The 18,816-nt window shown below is 72.0% G+C and carries 17 protein-coding genes; 12 read left to right on the top strand and 5 right to left on the bottom strand.

Features of this window, described 5'->3' with window-relative positions:
• Positions 1-29: 29 nt before the first annotated feature.
• Positions 30-941: a sulfate adenylyltransferase subunit CysD gene (gene cysD, locus AB0H28_RS09620; protein ID WP_358036419.1), complete on the top strand. Its 912-nt coding sequence runs from the start codon at positions 30-32 to the stop codon at positions 939-941.
• The gene (locus tag AB0H28_RS09615) at positions 941-2,245 is read left to right on the top strand and encodes a GTP-binding protein (RefSeq protein WP_358036417.1); all 1,305 of its coding nucleotides are present in this window, start codon (positions 941-943) and stop codon (positions 2,243-2,245) included. The genes cysD and AB0H28_RS09615 overlap by 1 nt, the downstream gene beginning before the upstream one ends.
• A gap of 86 nt (positions 2,246-2,331) precedes the next feature.
• Here the strand turns inward: AB0H28_RS09615 and galK are convergent, their stop codons facing one another.
• Both galK and galE read right to left on the bottom strand, forming a co-directional pair.
• Entirely contained in the window at positions 2,332-3,492 is a 1,161-nt protein-coding gene (galK, locus tag AB0H28_RS09610) for a galactokinase (protein ID WP_358036415.1), read from the bottom strand.
• Positions 3,489-4,475 (bottom strand): UDP-glucose 4-epimerase GalE, encoded by a 987-nt coding sequence (gene galE / locus AB0H28_RS09605; protein WP_358036413.1) that lies wholly within the window; start codon positions 4,473-4,475, stop codon positions 3,489-3,491. Before galE ends, galK begins: the two co-directional genes overlap by 4 nt.
• A gap of 172 nt (positions 4,476-4,647) precedes the next feature.
• Between galE and AB0H28_RS09600 the strand changes: the two genes are divergently transcribed.
• The 6 genes from AB0H28_RS09600 to AB0H28_RS09575 all read left to right on the top strand — a co-directional run bounded on the left by AB0H28_RS09600 (position 4,648) and on the right by AB0H28_RS09575 (position 9,165).
• A complete protein-coding gene (locus AB0H28_RS09600) occupies positions 4,648-5,664 on the top strand; it encodes a hemolysin family protein (RefSeq protein WP_358036411.1) in 1,017 nt (338 codons plus the stop codon).
• 33 nt (positions 5,665-5,697) lie between these two features.
• Entirely contained in the window at positions 5,698-6,723 is a 1,026-nt protein-coding gene (gene trpS, locus AB0H28_RS09595; RefSeq protein WP_358036409.1) for a tryptophan--tRNA ligase, read from the top strand.
• 14 nt (positions 6,724-6,737) lie between these two features.
• On the top strand, positions 6,738-7,283 hold the full coding sequence (locus AB0H28_RS09590; protein WP_358036407.1) for a 2'-5' RNA ligase family protein: 546 nt from the start codon (positions 6,738-6,740) through the stop codon (positions 7,281-7,283).
• A gap of 55 nt (positions 7,284-7,338) precedes the next feature.
• A complete protein-coding gene (locus AB0H28_RS09585; protein ID WP_358036405.1) occupies positions 7,339-8,286 on the top strand; it encodes a YhjD/YihY/BrkB family envelope integrity protein in 948 nt (315 codons plus the stop codon).
• Positions 8,283-8,657, top strand: a complete 375-nt coding sequence (locus tag AB0H28_RS09580) for a GntR family transcriptional regulator (RefSeq protein WP_358036403.1) — start codon at positions 8,283-8,285, stop codon at positions 8,655-8,657. Before AB0H28_RS09585 ends, AB0H28_RS09580 begins: the two co-directional genes overlap by 4 nt.
• Positions 8,658-8,730: 73 nt before the next feature.
• Entirely contained in the window at positions 8,731-9,165 is a 435-nt protein-coding gene (locus AB0H28_RS09575; RefSeq protein ID WP_358036401.1) for a hypothetical protein, read from the top strand.
• Positions 9,166-9,318: 153 nt separating this feature from the next.
• On the opposite strand, the gene AB0H28_RS09570 is transcribed toward AB0H28_RS09575, so the two are convergent.
• Both AB0H28_RS09570 and AB0H28_RS09565 read right to left on the bottom strand, forming a co-directional pair.
• Positions 9,319-10,953 (bottom strand): glycoside hydrolase family 13 protein, encoded by a 1,635-nt coding sequence (locus AB0H28_RS09570; protein ID WP_358036399.1) that lies wholly within the window; start codon positions 10,951-10,953, stop codon positions 9,319-9,321.
• 165 nt (positions 10,954-11,118) lie between these two features.
• On the bottom strand, positions 11,119-12,177 hold the full coding sequence (locus tag AB0H28_RS09565; RefSeq protein WP_358036397.1) for a LacI family DNA-binding transcriptional regulator: 1,059 nt from the start codon (positions 12,175-12,177) through the stop codon (positions 11,119-11,121).
• A gap of 197 nt (positions 12,178-12,374) precedes the next feature.
• On the opposite strand from AB0H28_RS09565, the gene AB0H28_RS09560 reads away from it, so the two are divergent.
• The 4 genes from AB0H28_RS09560 to AB0H28_RS09545 all read left to right on the top strand — a co-directional run bounded on the left by AB0H28_RS09560 (position 12,375) and on the right by AB0H28_RS09545 (position 18,088).
• Entirely contained in the window at positions 12,375-13,628 is a 1,254-nt protein-coding gene (locus AB0H28_RS09560; protein ID WP_358036395.1) for a maltose ABC transporter substrate-binding protein, read from the top strand.
• On the top strand, positions 13,628-15,271 hold the full coding sequence (locus tag AB0H28_RS09555; protein WP_358036393.1) for an ABC transporter permease subunit: 1,644 nt from the start codon (positions 13,628-13,630) through the stop codon (positions 15,269-15,271). Before AB0H28_RS09560 ends, AB0H28_RS09555 begins: the two co-directional genes overlap by 1 nt.
• The gene (locus AB0H28_RS09550; RefSeq protein WP_358036391.1) at positions 15,268-16,152 is read left to right on the top strand and encodes a sugar ABC transporter permease; all 885 of its coding nucleotides are present in this window, start codon (positions 15,268-15,270) and stop codon (positions 16,150-16,152) included. Before AB0H28_RS09555 ends, AB0H28_RS09550 begins: the two co-directional genes overlap by 4 nt.
• A 136-nt stretch (positions 16,153-16,288) precedes the next feature.
• The gene (locus AB0H28_RS09545) at positions 16,289-18,088 is read left to right on the top strand and encodes an alpha-amylase family glycosyl hydrolase (RefSeq protein WP_358036389.1); all 1,800 of its coding nucleotides are present in this window, start codon (positions 16,289-16,291) and stop codon (positions 18,086-18,088) included.
• Positions 18,089-18,143: 55 nt separating this feature from the next.
• On the opposite strand, the gene AB0H28_RS09540 is transcribed toward AB0H28_RS09545, so the two are convergent.
• Positions 18,144-18,731: a TetR/AcrR family transcriptional regulator gene (locus tag AB0H28_RS09540; protein ID WP_358036387.1), complete on the bottom strand. Its 588-nt coding sequence runs from the start codon at positions 18,729-18,731 to the stop codon at positions 18,144-18,146.
• Positions 18,732-18,816: the final 85 nt, after the last annotated feature.

The raw sequence follows: 18,816 nt of genomic DNA, 5'->3' as shown, positions 1-18,816 counted from the left end.
TACGGATCCGAGCAAATCGAGTTCGTGTCATGACGTCCCCCGCCGCGTACCAGGTGTCGCACCTCGACGCGCTCGAGGCGGAGAGCATCTTCGTGATGCGCGAGGTCGTCGCCGAGATGGAGCGCCCGGTGCTGCTCTTCTCCGGCGGCAAGGACTCGATCGTGATGCTCCGGCTGGCGCAGAAGGCGTTCGCACCGGCCAACATCCCGTTCCCGGTGATGCACGTGGACACCGGGCACAACTTCCCCGAGGTGCTCGACTACCGCGACCAGCGGGTGGCCGAGCTGGGCCTGCAACTGATCGTGGCGAGCGTGCCCGAGGCGCTGACCAAGGGCATGGTCCGCGAGTCGGCGGACGGCATGCGTAACCGGATCCAGACGCCGGTGCTGCTCGACGCGGTGGAGAAGCACCGCTTCGACGCGCTCTTCGGCGGCGCCCGGCGGGACGAGGAGAAGGCCCGGGCCAAGGAGCGGGTGTTCAGCTTCCGCGACGAGTTCGGCCAGTGGGATCCGAAGAACCAGCGTCCGGAGCTGTGGTCGCTCTACAACGGCCGGCACCACCCCGGTGAGTCGATCCGGGTGTTCCCGCTGTCCAACTGGACCGAGCTGGACGTCTGGCACTACATCGCCCGGGAGCGGATCCCGCTGCCGTCGATCTACTTCGCGCACGAGCGCGAGGTGATCGAGCGCGACGGCATGTTCTACGCGGTGAACGAGTTCTTCCGGGCCCGCGCCGGTGAGCAGCCGTTCAAGGCCCAGGTGCGGTACCGGACCGTGGGCGACGCCTCCTGCACCGCGGCGGTCCGCTCGGACGCCGACACGGTGGAGAAGGTGATCGACGAGGTGGCCGCCACCCGGATCACCGAACGCGGCGCGACCCGCGGCGACGACCGGGTCAGCGAGGCCGCCATGGAGGACCGCAAGCGGGAGGGCTACTTCTGATGAGTGTCGACACCTTGGCCCCGGCCGACGGCGAGACCACCGCACGGCCGATGGACCTGCTGCGGTTCGCCACCGCCGGCAGCGTCGACGACGGCAAGTCGACGCTCATCGGCCGGCTGCTCTACGACACGAAGTCGCTCTTCAGCGATCAGCTCGCCGCGGTCGAGGCGGTCAGCGCGGCGCGGGGCGACGAATACACCAACCTGGCGTTGCTCACCGACGGCCTGCGGGCCGAGCGGGAGCAGGGCATCACCATCGACGTCGCCTACCGCTACTTCGCCACGCCGCGGCGCAAGTTCATCATCGCCGACACCCCGGGGCACATCCAGTACACCCGGAACATGGTCACCGGCGCGTCCACGGCCGACCTGGCGCTGATCCTGGTGGACGCGCGCAAGGGCCTGGTGGAGCAGTCCCGCCGGCACGCGTTCCTCTGTTCGCTGCTGCGGGTGCCGCACCTGGTCCTGTGCGTCAACAAGATGGACCTGGTCGACTGGTCGCAGGAGGTCTTCGAGCGGATCGCCGACGAGTTCACCGCGTTCGCCGCGAAGCTCGACGTGCCGGACCTGACCGTGGTGCCGGTCTCCGCGCTGCGGGGCGACAACATCGTCTCCCGCTCGGACAACATGCCGTGGTACGAGGGCCCGTCGCTGCTGCACCACCTGGAACGGGTGCACATCGCCTCCGACCGCAACCTGGTCGACGTCCGCTTCCCGGTGCAGTACGTGATCCGGCCGCAGTCCACCACCGTCACCGACTACCGGGGCTACGCGGGCCAGGTCGCCTCGGGCGTGCTGAAGCCGGGTGACGAGGTGATGGTGCTGCCGTCGGGCTTCACCAGCCGGATCGCCTCGGTGGAGACGGCCGACGGCCCGGTGGACGAGGCGTTCCCGCCGATGTCGGTGACGGTCCGGCTGACCGACGAGATCGACATCTCGCGCGGCGACCTGATCTGCCGGCCGAACAACGCGCCGATGGTCGCGCAGGACATCGAGGCGATGGTCTGCTGGATGGACGAGAGCCGGCCGCTCCAGGTCGGCGGCCGGTACGCGATCAAGCACACCACCCGTTCGGCACGGGCGATCGTGCGCGAGCTGCACTATCGGCTGGACATCAACTCGCTGCACCGGGACGAGGCGGCCGGCGAGTTGAAGCTGAACGAGATCGGCCGGATCCGGCTGCGGACCACCGTCCCGCTGCTCGCCGACGAATACCGCCGCAACCGCACCACCGGGGGTTTCGTCATCATCGACGAGGCCACCAACCGCACGGTGGGCGCCGGCATGATCGTCGAAGGCGCCTAGCCCTCGGCCCTCGTCGCGCAGATTCACGGAAAGAGTGGCTGTCCGAGCCCGGATGGCCACTCTTTCCGTGAATCAGGGCGTAAGGGCTAGGGGAGGCGGTGGGCGCCGGGGGCGGGGAGAACGGTGCGGGTGTGGGGGCGGGCGAAGGCGCGTTCGGCGTAGGCGGCCGTCACCGCCTCGGCGACCGGGTCGGTGGCGTCCGCGTCGACCAGGGCGAGCACGCAGCCGCCGAAGCCGCCGCCGGTCATCCGGGCGCCGTACGCCCCGGCGGCCAGCGCCGCCTCGACCGCGGTGTCGACCTCCGGCACGGTGATCTCGAAGTCGTCGCGCATCGAGGCGTGCGAGGCGGTCAGCAGCGGGCCGGCGTCGCGGACCCGGCCGGCGCGCAGCAACGCGACCGTGTCGAGCACCCGCTGGTTCTCGGTGACCACGTGCCGGACCCGGCGGCGGGTCTCGTCGTCGTCGAGGCGGGCCAGCGCCGCGTCGAGGTCGGCGGCGGGCACGTCGCGCAGGGCGGTCACGCCGAGCGTCGCGGCGGCCCGTTCGCAGCTGGCGCGCCGGGCGGCGTACTCGCCGTCGGCGTGCCGGTGCGGCGCGCGCGAGTCGACGACCAGCACGGCCAACCCGGCGGCGTCCAGGTCGAACGGGATCTGCTCGACCTCCTCGCTGCGGCAGTCGAGGAAGAGCGCGTGCCCCTCCCGGCCGCGGACCACCACGGACTGGTCCATGATCCCGGTCGGCGCACCGACGTAGTCGTTCTCGGCGCGCTGGGCCAGCCGGGGCCACCGGTCGGTGGGCAGGTCCAGCCCGCCGAGGTCGACGAGCGCGGCCAGCACCGCCGACTCGATGGCGGCCGACGAGGAGAGCCCGGAGCCGACCGGGACGTCGGAGGCGACGGCGAGCCGCGCGCCGGGCACGTGGTGGCCGGCGGCGCGCAGCGCCCACACCACACCGGCCACGTAGGCGGCCCAGCCGTCGACCCGGCCGGGTTCGTCGGCCGCCGCGGCGTCGAACTCGACAGGCTCGTCGGCCAGCTCCGAGCAGACCGTCCAGCGTCCGTCCGGGCCGGGCGCCGCGGCGACCACGGTACGCAGGGGGAGCGCGAAGGGCAGCACGAAGCCGTCGTTGTAGTCGGTGTGCTCGCCGATCAGGTTGACCCGCCCGGGAGCCGCCCAGCGGACGGCCGGCTCGGCGTCGTACCACCGGCGGAAGCCGGCGCCGGCCCGGTCGGCGACGTCGCCGCTCATGAGCGACCACGCCGGAGGTGTTCGCGGTAGAACGCCCAGGCGTCGCCGACCATGTCGTGCAGGGTCGGCTTGGCCGGCGCCCAGCCCAACTCGTCGCGGGCCAGCGCGGACGACGCGACCAGCTCGGCGGGGTCGCCCTCGCGGCGGGGCGCCACCTCGACCGGGACCGGGTGGCCGGTGACCTCGCGGACCACGTCGACCACCTGGCGGTTGGTGAAGCCGTTGCCGTTGCCCAGGTTGTAGATCCGGTGCCGGCCCGGCGTGGCCGCGTCGAGGGCGAGCAGGTGGGCGCGGGCCAGATCCTCGACGTGGATGTAGTCGCGGACGCAGGTGCCGTCGACGGTGGGGTAGTCGTCGCCGAAGAGTTGGAGCTTCTCGCGCCGGCCGGCGGCCACGTCGAGGGCGATCGGGATGAGGTGCGTCTCCGGGTCGTGCCGCTCGCCGATGGTCGCGCCGTCGTGCCGGTAGGCCCCGGCGACGTTGAAGTAGCGCAGCGAGACGGCACCCAGTTCGTGCGCGATCGCCTCGGAGGTGAGCGCCATGTCGACGGCCAGCTTGGTCGCCCCGTAGGTGCTGGTGGGGGCCTTGACTGCGGTTTCCGGGATGGGCAGCTCGGTGGGGTTGCCGTAGACGGCGGCGGTGGAGGAGAACACCATGCGCGGGACCCGGGCGGCGCGAACCGCGTCGATCAGGGCGAGTGAGCCGACGGTGTTGGTGTGCCAGTAGAGCTCGGGGCGGACCATCGACTCGCCGGCGGCGATCAGGGCGGCGAAGTGCAACACGCCGTCGAACCCGGCGTCGGGGGTGAGCACCCGGGCCGCCTCGTGCACCGGCAGGTCGACGTGGGTGGCGTCGGGGGCGAGCGCCTCGCGGTGGCCGGTGCGCAGGTCGTCCAGCACGGTCACCCGGTGGCCGTGGTCGAGCAGCATCCGGGTCACCACGCTGCCGATGTAGCCGGCGCCGCCGGTGACGAGCAGTTTCACGTCGGGTCCTCCTGCCTGGCCGTGCCTCGCGGCCGTTCGTGATCACCCTACGGCCGCCGGCGGTGCCGCCGCTGTCGAGTGAGCGGCACTCCATTCCACCACGATCCATCAGGATTGAACAGATACGCACATCTGCTCGGGCACCGTGCGGCCGCTGTCTACCATGCTTGTCATGCGGGAAGCGGGTGGTCCCGGGCCCCGGCGACGACCGTCGGGGCGGCCCCGGCGCGAATCCGGCCCGCTGGCGCGGACCGTGGCCCGGGTCGTGGTGCGGGCCGCCGACGGCGCCACCCGCCTCGTCACCGGCCTGCTCGGGGCCAGCCCCACCGCCGGGCGGGAACGGATCAGCGAGGCCGAGCTGCGCGACCTGGTGGCCGCGAACACGCTGCTCGACGCGGACGAGCGGCGGATCATCGACGAGGTGCTGGTGGCCGGCGCGCGGCTGGTCCGCGAGGTGATGGTGCCCCGCACCGAGGTGGTCTTCCTCTCCGCCAGCCTGCCGGTGGCGGAGGCGCAGCGGCTGGTCCGGGCCGACCCGCACACCCGCTACCCGGTGGTGGACGGCACGCACGACGACGTGATCGGCCTGGTGCACCTGCGGGACGTGCTGCTGCGCCCGGAGCGGGCCGGCCCGGCCGCCGTCGGCGAGCTGACCCGCGAGGTGAAGCGGCTGCCGGGCAGCAAGCGCGTGCTGGCGGCGCTCACCGAGATGCGCCGGGAGGGGCACCACCTGGCCGTGGTGGTCGACGAGTACGGCGGCACCGCCGGCATCGTCACCTGCGAGGACCTGGTCGAGGAGCTGGTCGGGGAGATCCACGACGAGGGTGACGACGCCGTCGACGCCGCCCCCGCCGGCCTGCCCGCAGTGGTCGACGGCCGGCTCAACCTGGCCGACTTCGCCGAGCGCACCGGCGTGCCGCTGCCCGCCGGCCCCTACGAGACGGTCGGTGGGTACGTGATGGCCGCGCTGGGCCGCCTGCCGGTGGCCGGCGACGAGGTGCCGGTGGCGGTCGAGGCGATCGACGGGTCGGACGGCGCCGATCCGGAGGGCTGGCTGCTGCGGGTGCTGTCGCTCGACGGCCGGCGGGTGTCCCGCCTGGCGGTCTCCACCCGGCGCCTGCCCGAGCCCCGGCGCGAGGTCAGCGGCCCGCCGCCACCCGTACCGGCCCGACCCGCCGGCCCGTCATGACGGATCCCGGTGCTTGCTGACAGAATCACCGCCATGTCCGACGTACCCGTCCGCCCGCGCGTCTTCTCCGGCATCCAGCCGACCGCCGACTCGTTCCATCTCGGCAACTATCTGGGCGCGTTGCGGCACTGGGTGGCGCTGCAGGACAGCCACGACGCGTTCTACTGCGTGGTGGACCTGCACGCGATCACGGCGGGGCACGACCCTCAGGTGCTCAAGCGGCGCAGCCGGGTGGCCGCCGCGCAGCTCTTCGCGCTGGGCATCGACCCGGAGCGCAGCACCCTCTTCGTCCAGTCGCAGGTGCCCGAGCACCCGCAACTGGCCTGGGTGCTCGGCTGCATCACCGGCTTCGGCGAGGCCGGCCGGATGACCCAGTTCAAGGACAAGTCGCAGAAGCGGGGCAGCGAGCGGGCCAGCGTCGGCCTGTTCACCTACCCGATCCTGCAGGCGGCCGACATTCTGCTCTACCAGGCGCACGCGGTCCCGGTCGGCGAGGACCAGCGGCAGCACCTGGAACTCTCCCGTGACCTGGCCCAGCGGTTCAACTCGTTGTTCGGCCCGACCTTCACGGTGCCGGCGCCGCACATCGTGAAGGACACTGCCAAGATCACCGACCTTCAGGACCCGACGGCCAAGATGTCGAAGTCGTCGTCCTCGCCGGCCGGCATCATCGACCTGCTGGAGGACCCGGCCCGCTCGGCCAAGAAGATCCGCTCGGCGGTCACCGACACCGGCCGCGAGATCGTCTTCGACGCGGCGGGGAAGCCGGGCATCTCCAACCTGCTCACCATCTACTCCGCGCTCTCCGGTCGCGGCATCGACGACCTGGTCGCCGCGTACGACGGCCGGGGCTACGGCGACCTCAAGAAGGACCTCGCCGAGGTGGTGCGGGAGTTCGTCACCCCGGTCCAGGAGCGCACCAACGGCTACCTCGACGACCCGGCCCAACTCGACAAGCTGCTCGCGCAGGGGGCGGAGAAGGCCCGGGCGGTGGCGGCCGGCACCCTGCGCGCCGCGTACGAACGGGTCGGCTTCTTCCCCCCGGTGCGAGCCGAGTAACGGCCGGCGCGGAGATGGCGGACAACGTGACGGACGGCGGGGACACGATCCAGATCGGGATCGCGGTGGACATCCCGGAGCCCTGGGGCGGGATGCTCACCCGCCGTCGGGTCTCCGCCGGCGACCCGCAGGCCGTGCCGGCCCACGTCACCCTGCTCGGGCCCACCGAGATCCCGGTCCGCGCGCTGCCCGCCGTCGAGGCGCACCTGACCCGGGTGGCCGCCGCGCACCTGCCGTTCACCCTGCACCTGCGCGGCACCGGCACGTTCCGCCCGGTCACCCAGGTGGTCTTCGTGACGGTCGCGGCCGGGATCAGCGAGTGCGAGCTGCTCGCCTCCGCCATCAACGCGGCCCCCGAACTGCGTCGCGAGGCGCGCTTCCCCTACCACCCGCACGTGACGGTGGCCCAGGACGTGCCGCCCGAGGTGCTCGACAAGGCATACGAGGACCTGGCCGACTTCTCCGCACTGTTCGAGGTGGAGGCGTTCACCCTCTTCTCGCACAGCGGTGCGGCCCGCTGGCAGCCCCGTCGCGACTTCCGGCTCGGCGGCCGGCGCTGAACGCCCGGCCGGCCGGACCACCCCGCCGGGGGCGGCGATCGGCGAGGATGGCGGGGTGAACGTCTTCGGCCGGATCGAGGCGGCGGCGGGACGCCGGATCGACGCGGCCCGTGGTCGCTCGCCGGTCTTCGACCATCTCTGGCAGGCCGGAGCGCTCTACGCCGACCTGCTGGCCGGTCGGCTCGCCGCCGCCATCGCCTACTACGGCTTCTTCGCCGTGTTCGCGCTGGCCCTGGTCGCATACTGGATCTTCGGCGCGGTGCTGCGGGACAACGAGGACGTCAGCCGGGCGGCGGCCGAGTTCCTCCGGGAGAACCTGCCCTTCCTCGACCCCGCGCAGATCGCCGAGAGCAGCAGCACCGTCGGCGTGGTCGGCCTGGTCATCCTGGTCTTCACCGGGATCGGGTGGGTGGAGGCGATCCGCTCCTCCCAGCGGCTGATGTACGGGTTCAACCAGCAGCCCGGCAACCTGGTGATGCGCCGCCTGGTCGACCTCGGCGTGCTGGTCGCGGTCTTCGTGCTGCTCTTCGTCTCGATCGCCGCCGTCGACGCGCTGGAGTCGCTGCTGCGGTTCCTGCTGCGCAGCACCGGCTCGGTCGGTCTGACCACGGTCAGCGCGGTGCTCAGCGTGCTGGTCAACGCCGTGCTGGCCGCCGCGCTGCTGCTGGCCGTGCCCCGGCTGCGGATGAGCCGCCGCCGGCTACGGCCGGCGGTGCTGAGCGTCGCGATCGGGATCACCCTGCTCAACACCGTGGGGCGCTACTACGTGGTGCGCACCGAGCGGAACCCGGCGTACACGGTGGTGGCGACCGCCGTGGGTCTGCTGCTCTATCTCTACCTGCTCAACCAGATGGTGCTCTTCGGCGCCGCGCTCGCCGCCACCAGCCGCTACGGCCGGGTGGTCGACCTGGCCGAGGGCGGGGCGGGGGCGCGGGAGGTGGACGTGGAGGCGGACGTGCTCGACGAGGAGACCGACCCGGGCACGCCGGGGGGTGGTGGGTGAGTCCCCGCGTCCGGGTCGACGCCGGGTCGGCAGTGCCCCCGTACGAGCAGGTGCGCGCGCAGCTCGCCGGCGCGATCTCCGACGGGCGGCTGGCGGTGGGCACCCGGCTGCCCGCGGTCCGGCAGCTCGCCGCCGACCTGGGGCTGGCGGCGAACACGGTGGCCCGGGCATACCGGGAGCTGGAGTCCGCCGGTCTGGTGCAGACCCGCGGCCGGCACGGCACCGTGGTGGCCCCGGGCCGTGACGACGCCGTCGACCGGCTGCACCGGGCCGCCGTCGGGTACGCGGCCGAGGCGCGCCGCCTGGGCGTGCCGCCGGAGCGGGCGGTCGCCCTGGTCCGTGCGGCGCTGGACGCCGGTACGGGTGGCTGAGGGCGGTCGCCTGAGCGGGGCGAGTCGGCCGATTGCCGTCCCCGCGCGGGCGCGCAGCGACAATGATGAGCCGGTGGGCGCACTCGTGACACTGGACCTGCCGGACGACTCGCCGATGCTGGGCCTGCCCTGGATCATCACGTTCGGCCCGCTGGCCGCGGAGGACGAGTGGGAGCCGGTGGTCTGCGGCCCGTACGAGCGACCGCACGCGTTGGCGCTGGCCGAGGCGGTGGTGGCGGAGGAACAGCTGATGGCGGTGGTGGAGCCGCTGTTGCCGGCGCTCACCCCGGAGGAGATCCGCGGTGAGATCGCCGCCGCGCAGATCGCCGCCGCGGACGAGACCGATCAGGCGGATCTCTACGGCGACTTCGAGGACGTCATCGACGACGAGCTGGAGTTGGCCGCCGAGCGCCGGCCGGAACCGCAGCCGGCGAGTCCGCCGGACTCCGACGAGGTCCGGGCCGGGTTCGCCCGGATCGCCGCGCTGCTCACCGCCAAGGGCGGTTGAGCGCCGGCGCGGTCGTCGATGGACGCCGGCCCCTCGGGAGCGGACTCCCGAGGGGCCGGGGCCACCTCACCCCCCACCACAAGGGGTCGGCAGCCCAGCCGCCCGTCGGCGCGGGGCACGACGGACGGCCAGGTCGTTGGCCGGTTACCCGGCTCAGCGCGGTTCGAACCATGCGGCGGCGTCCACCGGCAGGAGGTGTCCGTCGCCCCGCTCGGTGAGGTCGGCGCTGGCGACGAGCGGCCGGCCGTGACCGGTGACCGTCACGTCGGCGCCACTGAGGTTTACCACGCAGGTCAGCTCGGCGTCCGCGGCGGCGCGGCGGAACGCCAGCACGCCGGGCTCGGTCTCCAGCCAGGTGATGCCGCCGAGGTCGGCCAGCGCGGGATGCTCGCCCCGGATCCGCAGCGCGGCCCGGTACAGCTCCAGCGTCGAGCCCGGCGTGTGGGTCTGGGCGGCCACCGAGAGGGCCTGCCAGGTGGCCGGCGCGGGCAGCCAGCTCAGCTCGCTGCCGTCCGGCCCGAAACCGTACGGGGCCAGTTCGCCGCTCCACGGGATCGGCACCCGGCAGCCGTCCCGGCTCTCGCCGGTGCGCCGGAACGCCGGGTCCTGGCGCAGCTCGTCGGGGAGGTCCAGCACCTCCGGCAGCCCCAGTTCCTCACCCTGGTAGACGTACGCGCAGCCGGGCAGCGCGAACATCAGCAGCGCGGCGGCCCGGGCGCGACGCAGGCCGACCTCGCCGTCGCCGTAGCGGGTGACGTGGCGTTGCCGGTCGTGGTTGGAGAGCACCCAGGTGGTCGGCGCGCCGACGATCGTCGACTCGGCCAGCGCCGTGTCGATCACCTTGCGGAACGAGTCGGCCGACCAGGTGGCGTCGAGGAAGTCGAAGCTGAACGCCTGGTGCAGCTCGTCCGGGCCGATGTAGCGGGCCAGCCGCTGCGGCGTCTCGGCCCACGCCTCGGCGACCGCCATCCGGCCGCCGGGGTAGCTGTCCAGGATCGGCCGCCAGGCGCGGTAGATGTCGTGCACCTCGTCCTGGTCGAAGTAGGGCAGCCGGCCCTTGCCCAGCAGTTCCGACTGGCGCTGGCCGGTGGTCATCGAGTTGAAGCCCACGTCGGGCAGGCCCTCGGCCTTGATCATCCCGTGTGCCACGTCGATCCGGAAGCCGTCCACCCCGCGGTCGAGCCAGAACCGCAGGATGTCCTCGAACTCGGCGCGCACCTCCCGGTGACGCCAGTTCAGGTCGGGCTGGGCGGGGTCGAACAGGTGCAGGTACCACTGGCCGTCGACGACCCGGGTCCAGGCGGGGCCGCCGAAGATGCTCTCCCAGTCGTTGGGGGGCAGTTCGCCCTGCTCGCCCTTGCCGTCGGCGAACAGGTAGCGCTCGCGTTCGGGTGAGCCGGGGCCGGCGGCGAGCGCGGCGGTGAACCACGGGTGCGCGCTGGAGGTGTGGTTGGGCACCAGGTCGATGATGATCCGCAGGCCCAGGGCGTGCGCGTCGGTGATCATTTCGTCGAAGTCGGCCAGGTTGCCGAAGAGCGGGTCGACGTCGCGGTAGTCGGCCACGTCGTAGCCGGCGTCGACCTGCGGGGAGGTGTAGAAGGGGGTCAGCCAGAGCGCGTCCACGCCGAGGTCGCGCAGGTAGGGCAGGCGCCCCCGGATGCCCTGGAGGTCGCCGACCCCGTCGGAGTTCGCATCGGCGAAGCTGCGGACGTAGACCTGGTAGACGACCGCGGACCGCCACCAGTCGTCGTCGGTGGTCAGCGGCGCGGGGGTGCGGGCGGAGGTCATCGGTGTCGATTCCCGTTCTGTGGCGGCGCAGGGTGTCTGAGCAGGATGCCGCGCCGACTCTGCAAGAGTCAAGCATTCCTTGCGCAAGAAATGACGGTAGTCACGCCGTCGCCGGCCCGATCACGCCCGCCCGCGCGTCCCGGATCCCGAGACGCGGTCTGGGATTCAGGCGGGGACGGCGAGGGAGCGCTGGCGCTTGACGGCGGAGCCGGGGCGCGCGACTGCGGTGGAGCCGCGCACCACCAGCTCGGGGCGGAACAGGTATTCCGAGTGCGGCGCCGCGTGCCCGTTGATCTCGTCGACCAGAGCCCGCACCGCGGCGACCGCCATCGCGGCCACCGGCTGGCGCATGGTGGTCAGCGGCGGGTCGGTGAAGGCCATCAGCGGCGAGTCGTCGTAGCCGACCACGGACAGCTCGCCGGGCACGGACCGGCCGCGCTGCCGGGCGGCCCGGATCGCGCCCAGCGCCATCAGGTCCGAACCGCAGACGATGCCGGTCACGTCGCGCTCGATGAGCCGGCCGGCGGCAGCCTCGCCACCCTCCACGCCGAACAGGGACAGCTCGGCCAGCTCGTCCAACTCGTGCTCGGTCAACCCGGCGAGCCGGGACATCGCGGCCCGGAAGCCGGCCACCCGGCGCTGCACCGGCACGAACCGGTCCGGGCCGGTGATCAGGCCGATCCGGCGGTGACCGAGCGCGACCAGATGGGCGACGGCCAGCTCGGTCGCCTCCCGGTCGTCGCAGGAGACGAACGGCGCGGCGATGTTGGGAGCGAATCCGTTGATCATGACGATCGGCAGCGGCCGGCCGATCAGCGCACGGTACCGGTCGTGGTCGGCCGCGGTGTCGGCGTGCAGGCCGGAGACGAAGACGATGCCGGAGACCTGACGGTCCAGCAGCATCTCCACGTACTCGTCCTCGGTGACCCCGCCCGGGGTCTGGGTGCACAGCACCGGCGTGAACCCGCTCTGCGCCAGGGTCGACTCGATGACCTGGGCGAACGCCGGGAAGATCGGGTTCTCCAGCTCGGGCACGACCAGGCCGACCAGCCCGGCGCTGCGCTTGCGCAGCCGGGCCGGACGCTCGTAGCCGAGCACGTCGAGGGCGGTGAGGACGGCCTGCCGGGTCTCCGGGGCCACTCCGGGGCGGTCGTTGAGCACCCGCGACACCGTGGCCTCGCTGACTTCGGCCTGTTGGGCGATGTCGGACAGTCGAGCGCGCATGGCGGCACTTTAGCTCAACGGCAAAGTCTTGCGTACACTTCTGCAAGCCCTTCCATTCTCTGCAACCTCTTGCTAACGTCCCCGCAACATGCGAGAGCAGCGGCGCAGCACCCCCGCGCCGGTCAGCAAGAACTTTCAGAGGTTTCCACTGGCGGTCGCCCTTCCCCCGGCGGACCGCCATGACGACAGGAGTACCGATGCGCATCCGTACCGCGGGTGTGGTCGCCGTCCTCGGCCTGGCGCTCGCCGCGTCCGGCTGTGGTGACAGCGGCAGCGACAAGCCGGCCGCCGAGCAGTCCGCCAGCAAGGCGACCGGCGGCAAGCTGGTCATCTGGGCCGACGACAAGCGCACCGCCGCCCTCAAGCCCTTCGCCGACGAGTTCGGCAAGGAGAACGGCGTGACCGTCGAGGTCCAGGCCGTCTCCAAGGACCTGCAGACCAACTTCGTCACCGCCTCCCAGCAGGGCAGCGGCCCGGACGTCGTGGTCGGTGCGCACGACTGGATCGGCAATCTGGTCCAGAACGGCGCCATCGACCCGGTGCAGCTCACCGCCGAGCAGAAGAGCGGCTTCAACGAGACCGCCATCAAGGCGGTCACGTTCAACGGCCAGCTCTACGGCGTGCCCTACGCCACCGAGAACATCGCGCTGATCCGCAACACCGAGCTGGCCCCCGAGGCGCCGAAGACCATCGAGGAACTGGTCGCCACCGGCAAGAAGCTCAAGGCCGACAAGAAGGCCAGCGAGATCCTCTGCCTCCAGTCCGGCCAGAACGGCGACGCCTACCACATCTACCCGCTCTACACCTCGGGTGGCGGCTACCTGTTCGGCACCACTGCCAACGGCGACTACGACCCGACCGACCTGGGCGTGGGCAAGCCGGGCTCGATCGCGGCCTTCCAGAAGATCGCGAAGCTCGGTGAGAAGGGCGACGGCGCGCTGAAGCGCTCCATCACCGGCGAGAACTCGATCGCCACCTTCACCGGCAAGAAGTGCGCCTACCTGGTCTCCGGCCCGTGGGCCATCGCGGACGCCAAGAAGGCCGGCATCTCCTACGACATCTCCCCGGTCCCCGGCTTCGCCGGTGGCAAGGAAGCCCAGCCGTTCGTGGGCGTCCAGGCGTTCTACGTCGCCGCCAAGGGCAAGAACAAGGCACTGGCCCAGGAGTTCGTCACCAACTACGTGACCAAGCCCGAGCTGGCCGTCGCGCTGTACCAGGCCGAGCCGCGCCCGCCGGCGCTGACCGCCGCCTTCGACCAGGTGAAGGGCGAGGACCCGGACCTGGCCAAGTTCTCCGAGGCCGGCAAGAACGGCCAGGTGCTCCCGGCGATCCCGGCCATGGCCGCGATCTGGGACCCGTTCGGCAAGGCGGAGGCCGCCGTCATCGGTGGCGCCGACCCGGCCAAGACGATCACGGCCGCCGGCAAGACCATCCAGGGCCAGATCAAGTAATGAGCGCGCCGCTGTCCGGCCCGGGGTCCGCCACGCGGACCCCGGGCCGGGAGCCCGCCCGATCCGGGCTCCCGCGCTCGCCCCGCACCGCGCGCAACCACGCGCCGATCACCGCGACCGGCCTCGTCGTCAAGGTGGTCCTGCTCGGCCTGGTGGCCGGGATCGCGATCTGGGCGGCGTTCCCGCTCATCGAGGCCGGACACTGGCTCGGGCTGGGCGTCCTCGCGGTCACCACCGCCGGCCTGTTCTACCTCTACCTGAGCCGCCGGCACATCCCGGCCAAATACCTGGTCCCCGGCACGCTCTTCCTGATCGCCTTCCAGATCTTCCCGGTGCTCTACACCGCGAGCACCGCGTTCACGAACTTCGGCGACGGGCACCGCGGCAGCAAGGACGACGCGGTCGTCGCCATCCAGACCTCCTCGGTGAAACAGGTCCCCGGCTCCACCGAGTACGCGCTCACCATCGCGACCAAGGGCGACCCCACGACCGGCGCGCTGGTCTTCCTGCTCAGTGATCCGAAGACCAAGGAGGTCTTCGCGGGCGACGCGGGCGGGCTGCGCCGGCTCGACGCCGCCGACGTCACCGTCAGCAGTCTCAGCGGCAAGGTCACCGCCGCCGACGGCTACACCGTGCTGAACATCGGGCAGGCCAGCACCCGCAGCGACGACGTCACCGCGCTGATCGTGCCCACGGACGACGGCGCCATCCGCTCCAACGGCCTCACCCGGGCCTACGAGGGCAAGGCGGCCCGGGCGTACGACGCCGGCTGCGACTGCATCTCCGACAGCGAGACCGGCAAGACCTGGACCGCCGACGAGAAGATCGGCTCCTTCGTCGCCGCCGACGGGGAACGACTCACCCAGGGCTGGAAGGTGAACGTCGGGCTGAAGAACTTCGGCGCGGTGCTCACCGACCCGAACATCGCCAAGCCGTTCTTCGGCACGCTGGCCTGGAACTTCGCGTTCGCGATCGGCTCCACCGGGTTCACCTTCCTGCTCGGCATGGCCATCGCGCTCGCGCTGCACTCGCCCCGGATGCGGGGCACCAACTTCTACCGGGTGCTGCTGATCCTGCCGTACGCCATGCCGTCGTTCGCGATGCTGCTGGTCTGGCGGGACATGTTCAACACCGACTTCGGCCTGCTCAACAACCTGTTCGGGCTGAACGTCGACTGGTTCGGCGGCAACTGGTCGGCCCGGATCGCGGTGCTGCTGGTGCAGCTCTGGCTCGGCTACCCGTACATGTTCCTGGTCGCCACCGGCGCGCTCCAGGCCATCCCGCGGGAGCTGACCGAGGCCACCTCGGTCGACGGGGCGTCGCCCTGGCAGTCGTTCCGGTCGGTCACCCTGCCGCTGCTGCTGGTGGCGCTCTCGCCGCTGCTGATCGCGTCGTTCGCGTACAACTTCAACAACGTCAACGCGATCCTGTTCACCACCGAGGGCGGGCCGTTCGCGCCGGACAACCCGCGCAACGGCGCCACCGACCTGCTGATCACCTACACCTACCGGCTGGCGTTCGGCGCCCAGGGCGCCGAGTTCGGCCTCGCCGCCACGGTGTCGATCTTCATCTTCGCGATCGTGGCGACCGTGTCGGCGATCAGCTTCCGGCGCACCCGCAAGCAGGAGGAGGTGTACTCGTGACCAGCATCGCGCAGACGCCGGTGGCCCACCGGTCCCGCGGCCGGTGGTTCGCGCAGGTGGGTTGGCGGCACCTGGTCGGGGTGCTGGCAGTGGTGTTCAGCCTCTTCCCGATCCTGTTCGTGATCTCGGCGGCGCTCAACCCGCTCGGCACGCTCTCCTCGACGCAACTGCTGCCCACCGGGGCGTCGCTGGAGAACTTCACCAACCTGTTCGAGCGCACCGCGTTCGCCCACTGGTTCCTCAACTCGCTGCTGCTCGCGGGCGTGGCCAGCTTCGCGTCGATCTTCCTGTCGGCGCTGGCCGCGTACGCGTTCTCCCGGATGCGGTTCGCCGGCCGCCGGGTCGGCCTGCTCGCGCTCCTGCTGATCCAGATGTTCCCGCAGTTCCTGGCGATCGTGGCGATCTTCCTGATCTTCACCACGATCACCGACCTCTACCCCGGGATCGGCTTCAACACCCCGTGGGGCCTGTTCCTGCTCTACATGGGTGGCGCGCTGGGGGCCAACACCTGGCTGATGAAGGGCTTCTTCGACACACTGCCGAAGGAGTTGGACGAGTCGGCGACCATGGACGGCGCCTCGCACGTGCAGGTGTTCTTCCGGATCATGCTGCCGCTGGTGGCGCCGATCCTGGCGGTGACCGGCCTGCTCGCCTTCATCGGGTCGATCAACGAGTTCATCATCGCCAACGTGTTCCTCACCGACACCGACTCGAAGACCCTCGCGGTCGGCATGTACGGCCTGGTGGCGGGCGAGCGCAACAACAACTTCGGGATCTTCGCGGCGGGCACGCTGCTCACCGCGATCCCCACGGTGCTGGTGTTCCAACTGCTCCAGCGCTACATCGTCTCCGGTCTCACCTCCGGAGCGGTAAAGGGCTGAGCCTCCTCGGCTCACGCTGCGGCAAGGGCGTCGTGTCGGCGTACACCGGAGCGGTTTGGAGGGCGACCGCCGCGGTCGGGTGACCGATCGCGGCGGTCGCCCCACTTCCTGTCGGTACGACGCGAAGGGCCGCATCATGTCCCTGCAACCCCACCACGACGGATCCGCCACCTATGTGCCGGAGCAGGAGCCCGCGCTCGGGCAGACCGTCGAGGTCTTCGTCCGGGTGCCGGCCGGCGCCGGCGTCGACCGGGTGCACGTGCGCACCACCGGCGACGGCGAGCCGCACTTCGCCGAGGCGGTCGTCGACCGCACCGCCGGCGGTGCGGTGTGGTGGCGGGCCGACGTCGAGGTCCGCAACCCGGTCAGCAACTACCGTTTCCTGCTCGACGGCGACGCCGGCGCCCGCTGGCTGAACGCGGCCGGCACGGCCGCCCACGACGTGCCGGATGACGGCGACTTCAAGCTGGTCAGCTACGCCCCGCCGCCGGCCTGGGCCCGGGACGCGGTGATCTACCAGATCTTCCCGGACCGGTTCGCCCGCTCCGCCGCCGCGGACGGGCGCACCGCCCCGGACTGGGCGATCCCGTGCGACTGGGACACCCCGGTGATCGGCCGTGGCCCGGAGACTCCCCGCCAGTTCTACGGCGGCGACCTGGACGGGATCACCGAACGCCTGGACCACCTGGAGCGGCTCGGCGTCAACACGGTCTACCTCACCCCGATCTTCCCGGCGCGCTCGAACCACCGCTTCGACGCGGCCAGCTTCGACACCGTCGATCCGCTGCTCGGCGGCGACGCGGCGCTGGTCCGGCTCGCCGACGCGGTGCACGCCCGGGGCTGGCGGCTGCTCGGCGACATCACCAGCAACCACACCGGCGACGCGCACCGGTGGTTCACCGACGCGGTCTCCGACGTCCACGCGCCGGAGCGCGAGCTGTACTACTTCGACCTGGCCGGTGGCGACTACGAGTCGTGGAACGGGGTGAAGTCGCTACCGAAGCTCAACTGGGGCAGCGCGGAGCTTCGTCGCCGCTTCGCCACCGCCGAGGACTCGCTGCTGCGGCGCTGGCTGCGCCCGCCGTACGGGCTGGACGGCTGGCGGGTGGACGTGGCGAACATGACCGGCCGGCGGGGCGCCGACGCCTACACCCATGAGGTGGCGCGGCTGTTGCGCCGGGTGGTCGCCGAGACCCGGCCGGACGGGCTGCTGCTTGCCGAGCACGGCCACGACCACACCGGCGACCTGGACCGCGACGGCTGGCACGGCACCATGAACTACGTCGGGTTCACCGACCCGGTGTGGTCGTGGCTGCGGGCGGGCGACGGCCCGGTGCCGAACTTCCTCGGCACCCCGGGCGGGGTGCGGCGGCGGGACGCGGACGCGGCACTGGCCACCATGAACGCCTACCGGTCGCTGGTCTCCTGGCGGTCCTACACCCACTCGTGGCAGCTCCTCGGCTCGCACGACTCGGCCCGGATCCGCACCGTGGTCGGGGACGCGGCGCGGCAGGAGGTGGCCGCCGGACTGCTCGCCACCATGCCCGGCATTCCGGTGGTCTTCGCCGGTGACGAGCTGGGCCTGACCGGCACGAACGGGGAGGGCTCGCGTACCCCGATGCCGTGGCACCGGCCGGAGAGCTGGGACCGGCGCACGTTCGACGCGTACCGGTCGCTGCTGGCGTTGCGCCGCGCCGAGCCGGCGCTGCGGCACGGCGGCCTGCGGTGGGTGCACGCCGACGCGGACACGCTGGTCTTCCTCCGCGAGGGGCCGACCGGCACGGTGCTGGCCCTGGCCCGCCGCGCCCCCGGGGCGCCGCTGCACCTGGCCGGCCTGCCGGCCGCCGACAACATCTACGGCGGCGCCCCCGCGCTGCGCCCGGGCACGGCCACCCTCCCGGCGGACGGCCCCACCTTCCAACTCTGGCGCTGGTGAAAGGAGGGGCCCCCTTTTAACGCATTCTGCATAGCAGGGGGCCCCTTTTAACACCTCAGCGCAGGAGGGTGCGGGCGCCGGCGAGGTAGGTGGCGCGGTCCGGGGAGCCGGTGAGGATGCGCTGGGTGAAGTAGCCGGGGACCAGGCCGAACAGGGCCGCGCCGACGGCCGCCGGGTCGGCGCCGGGGGGCAGTTCACCGGCGTCGCGCGCCCGCTCGGCCGCGATCACGAAATGGCCGCGCAGTCGGGTGTACGTGGCGGCGACGAACTCGGCCAGCGCCGGGTCCCGCTGCGCCTCGCTCCACACCTGCAACGCCAGCGGCAGCACCCCCTCCGGGCCGAGTTGGGTGTCGACGAAGGTCAGGGCGCGGTCCAGCACGCCGGTCAGCGGCAGCGGCGGGTCGGCGGTGGACAGGTCGGCGAAGGTCGCGTCGGCGGTGCCGATCACCGCCTGGGCGATGGCCGTGATCAGGTCGTTCTTGCTCGGGAAGTAGCGGTAGACCGCGCCGACCGAGAGCCCGGCCTCCTTGATCACGTCCTGCATGGAGGTGTGGTGGAAACCGTCGCGCACGAAGCAGCGCCGGGCCGCGTCGAGGATCTGCTGTCGGCGGGCGGCGAGGTGTTGTGCGGAGACGCGTGGCACGACACACATGCTAAAGCGAGCGTTCGTTCTTGACGAACGTCCGAGCGGCGGCGCACGCTCAACCTAAGAGAACGAACATTCGTTT

The sequence above is a fragment of the Micromonospora sp. NPDC050980 genome, from assembly GCF_040653835.1.
In the GTDB taxonomy this organism is placed as follows: Bacteria; Actinomycetota; Actinomycetes; order Mycobacteriales; family Micromonosporaceae; genus Micromonospora.
This window is presented reverse-complemented; position numbering and strand designations above follow the sequence as displayed.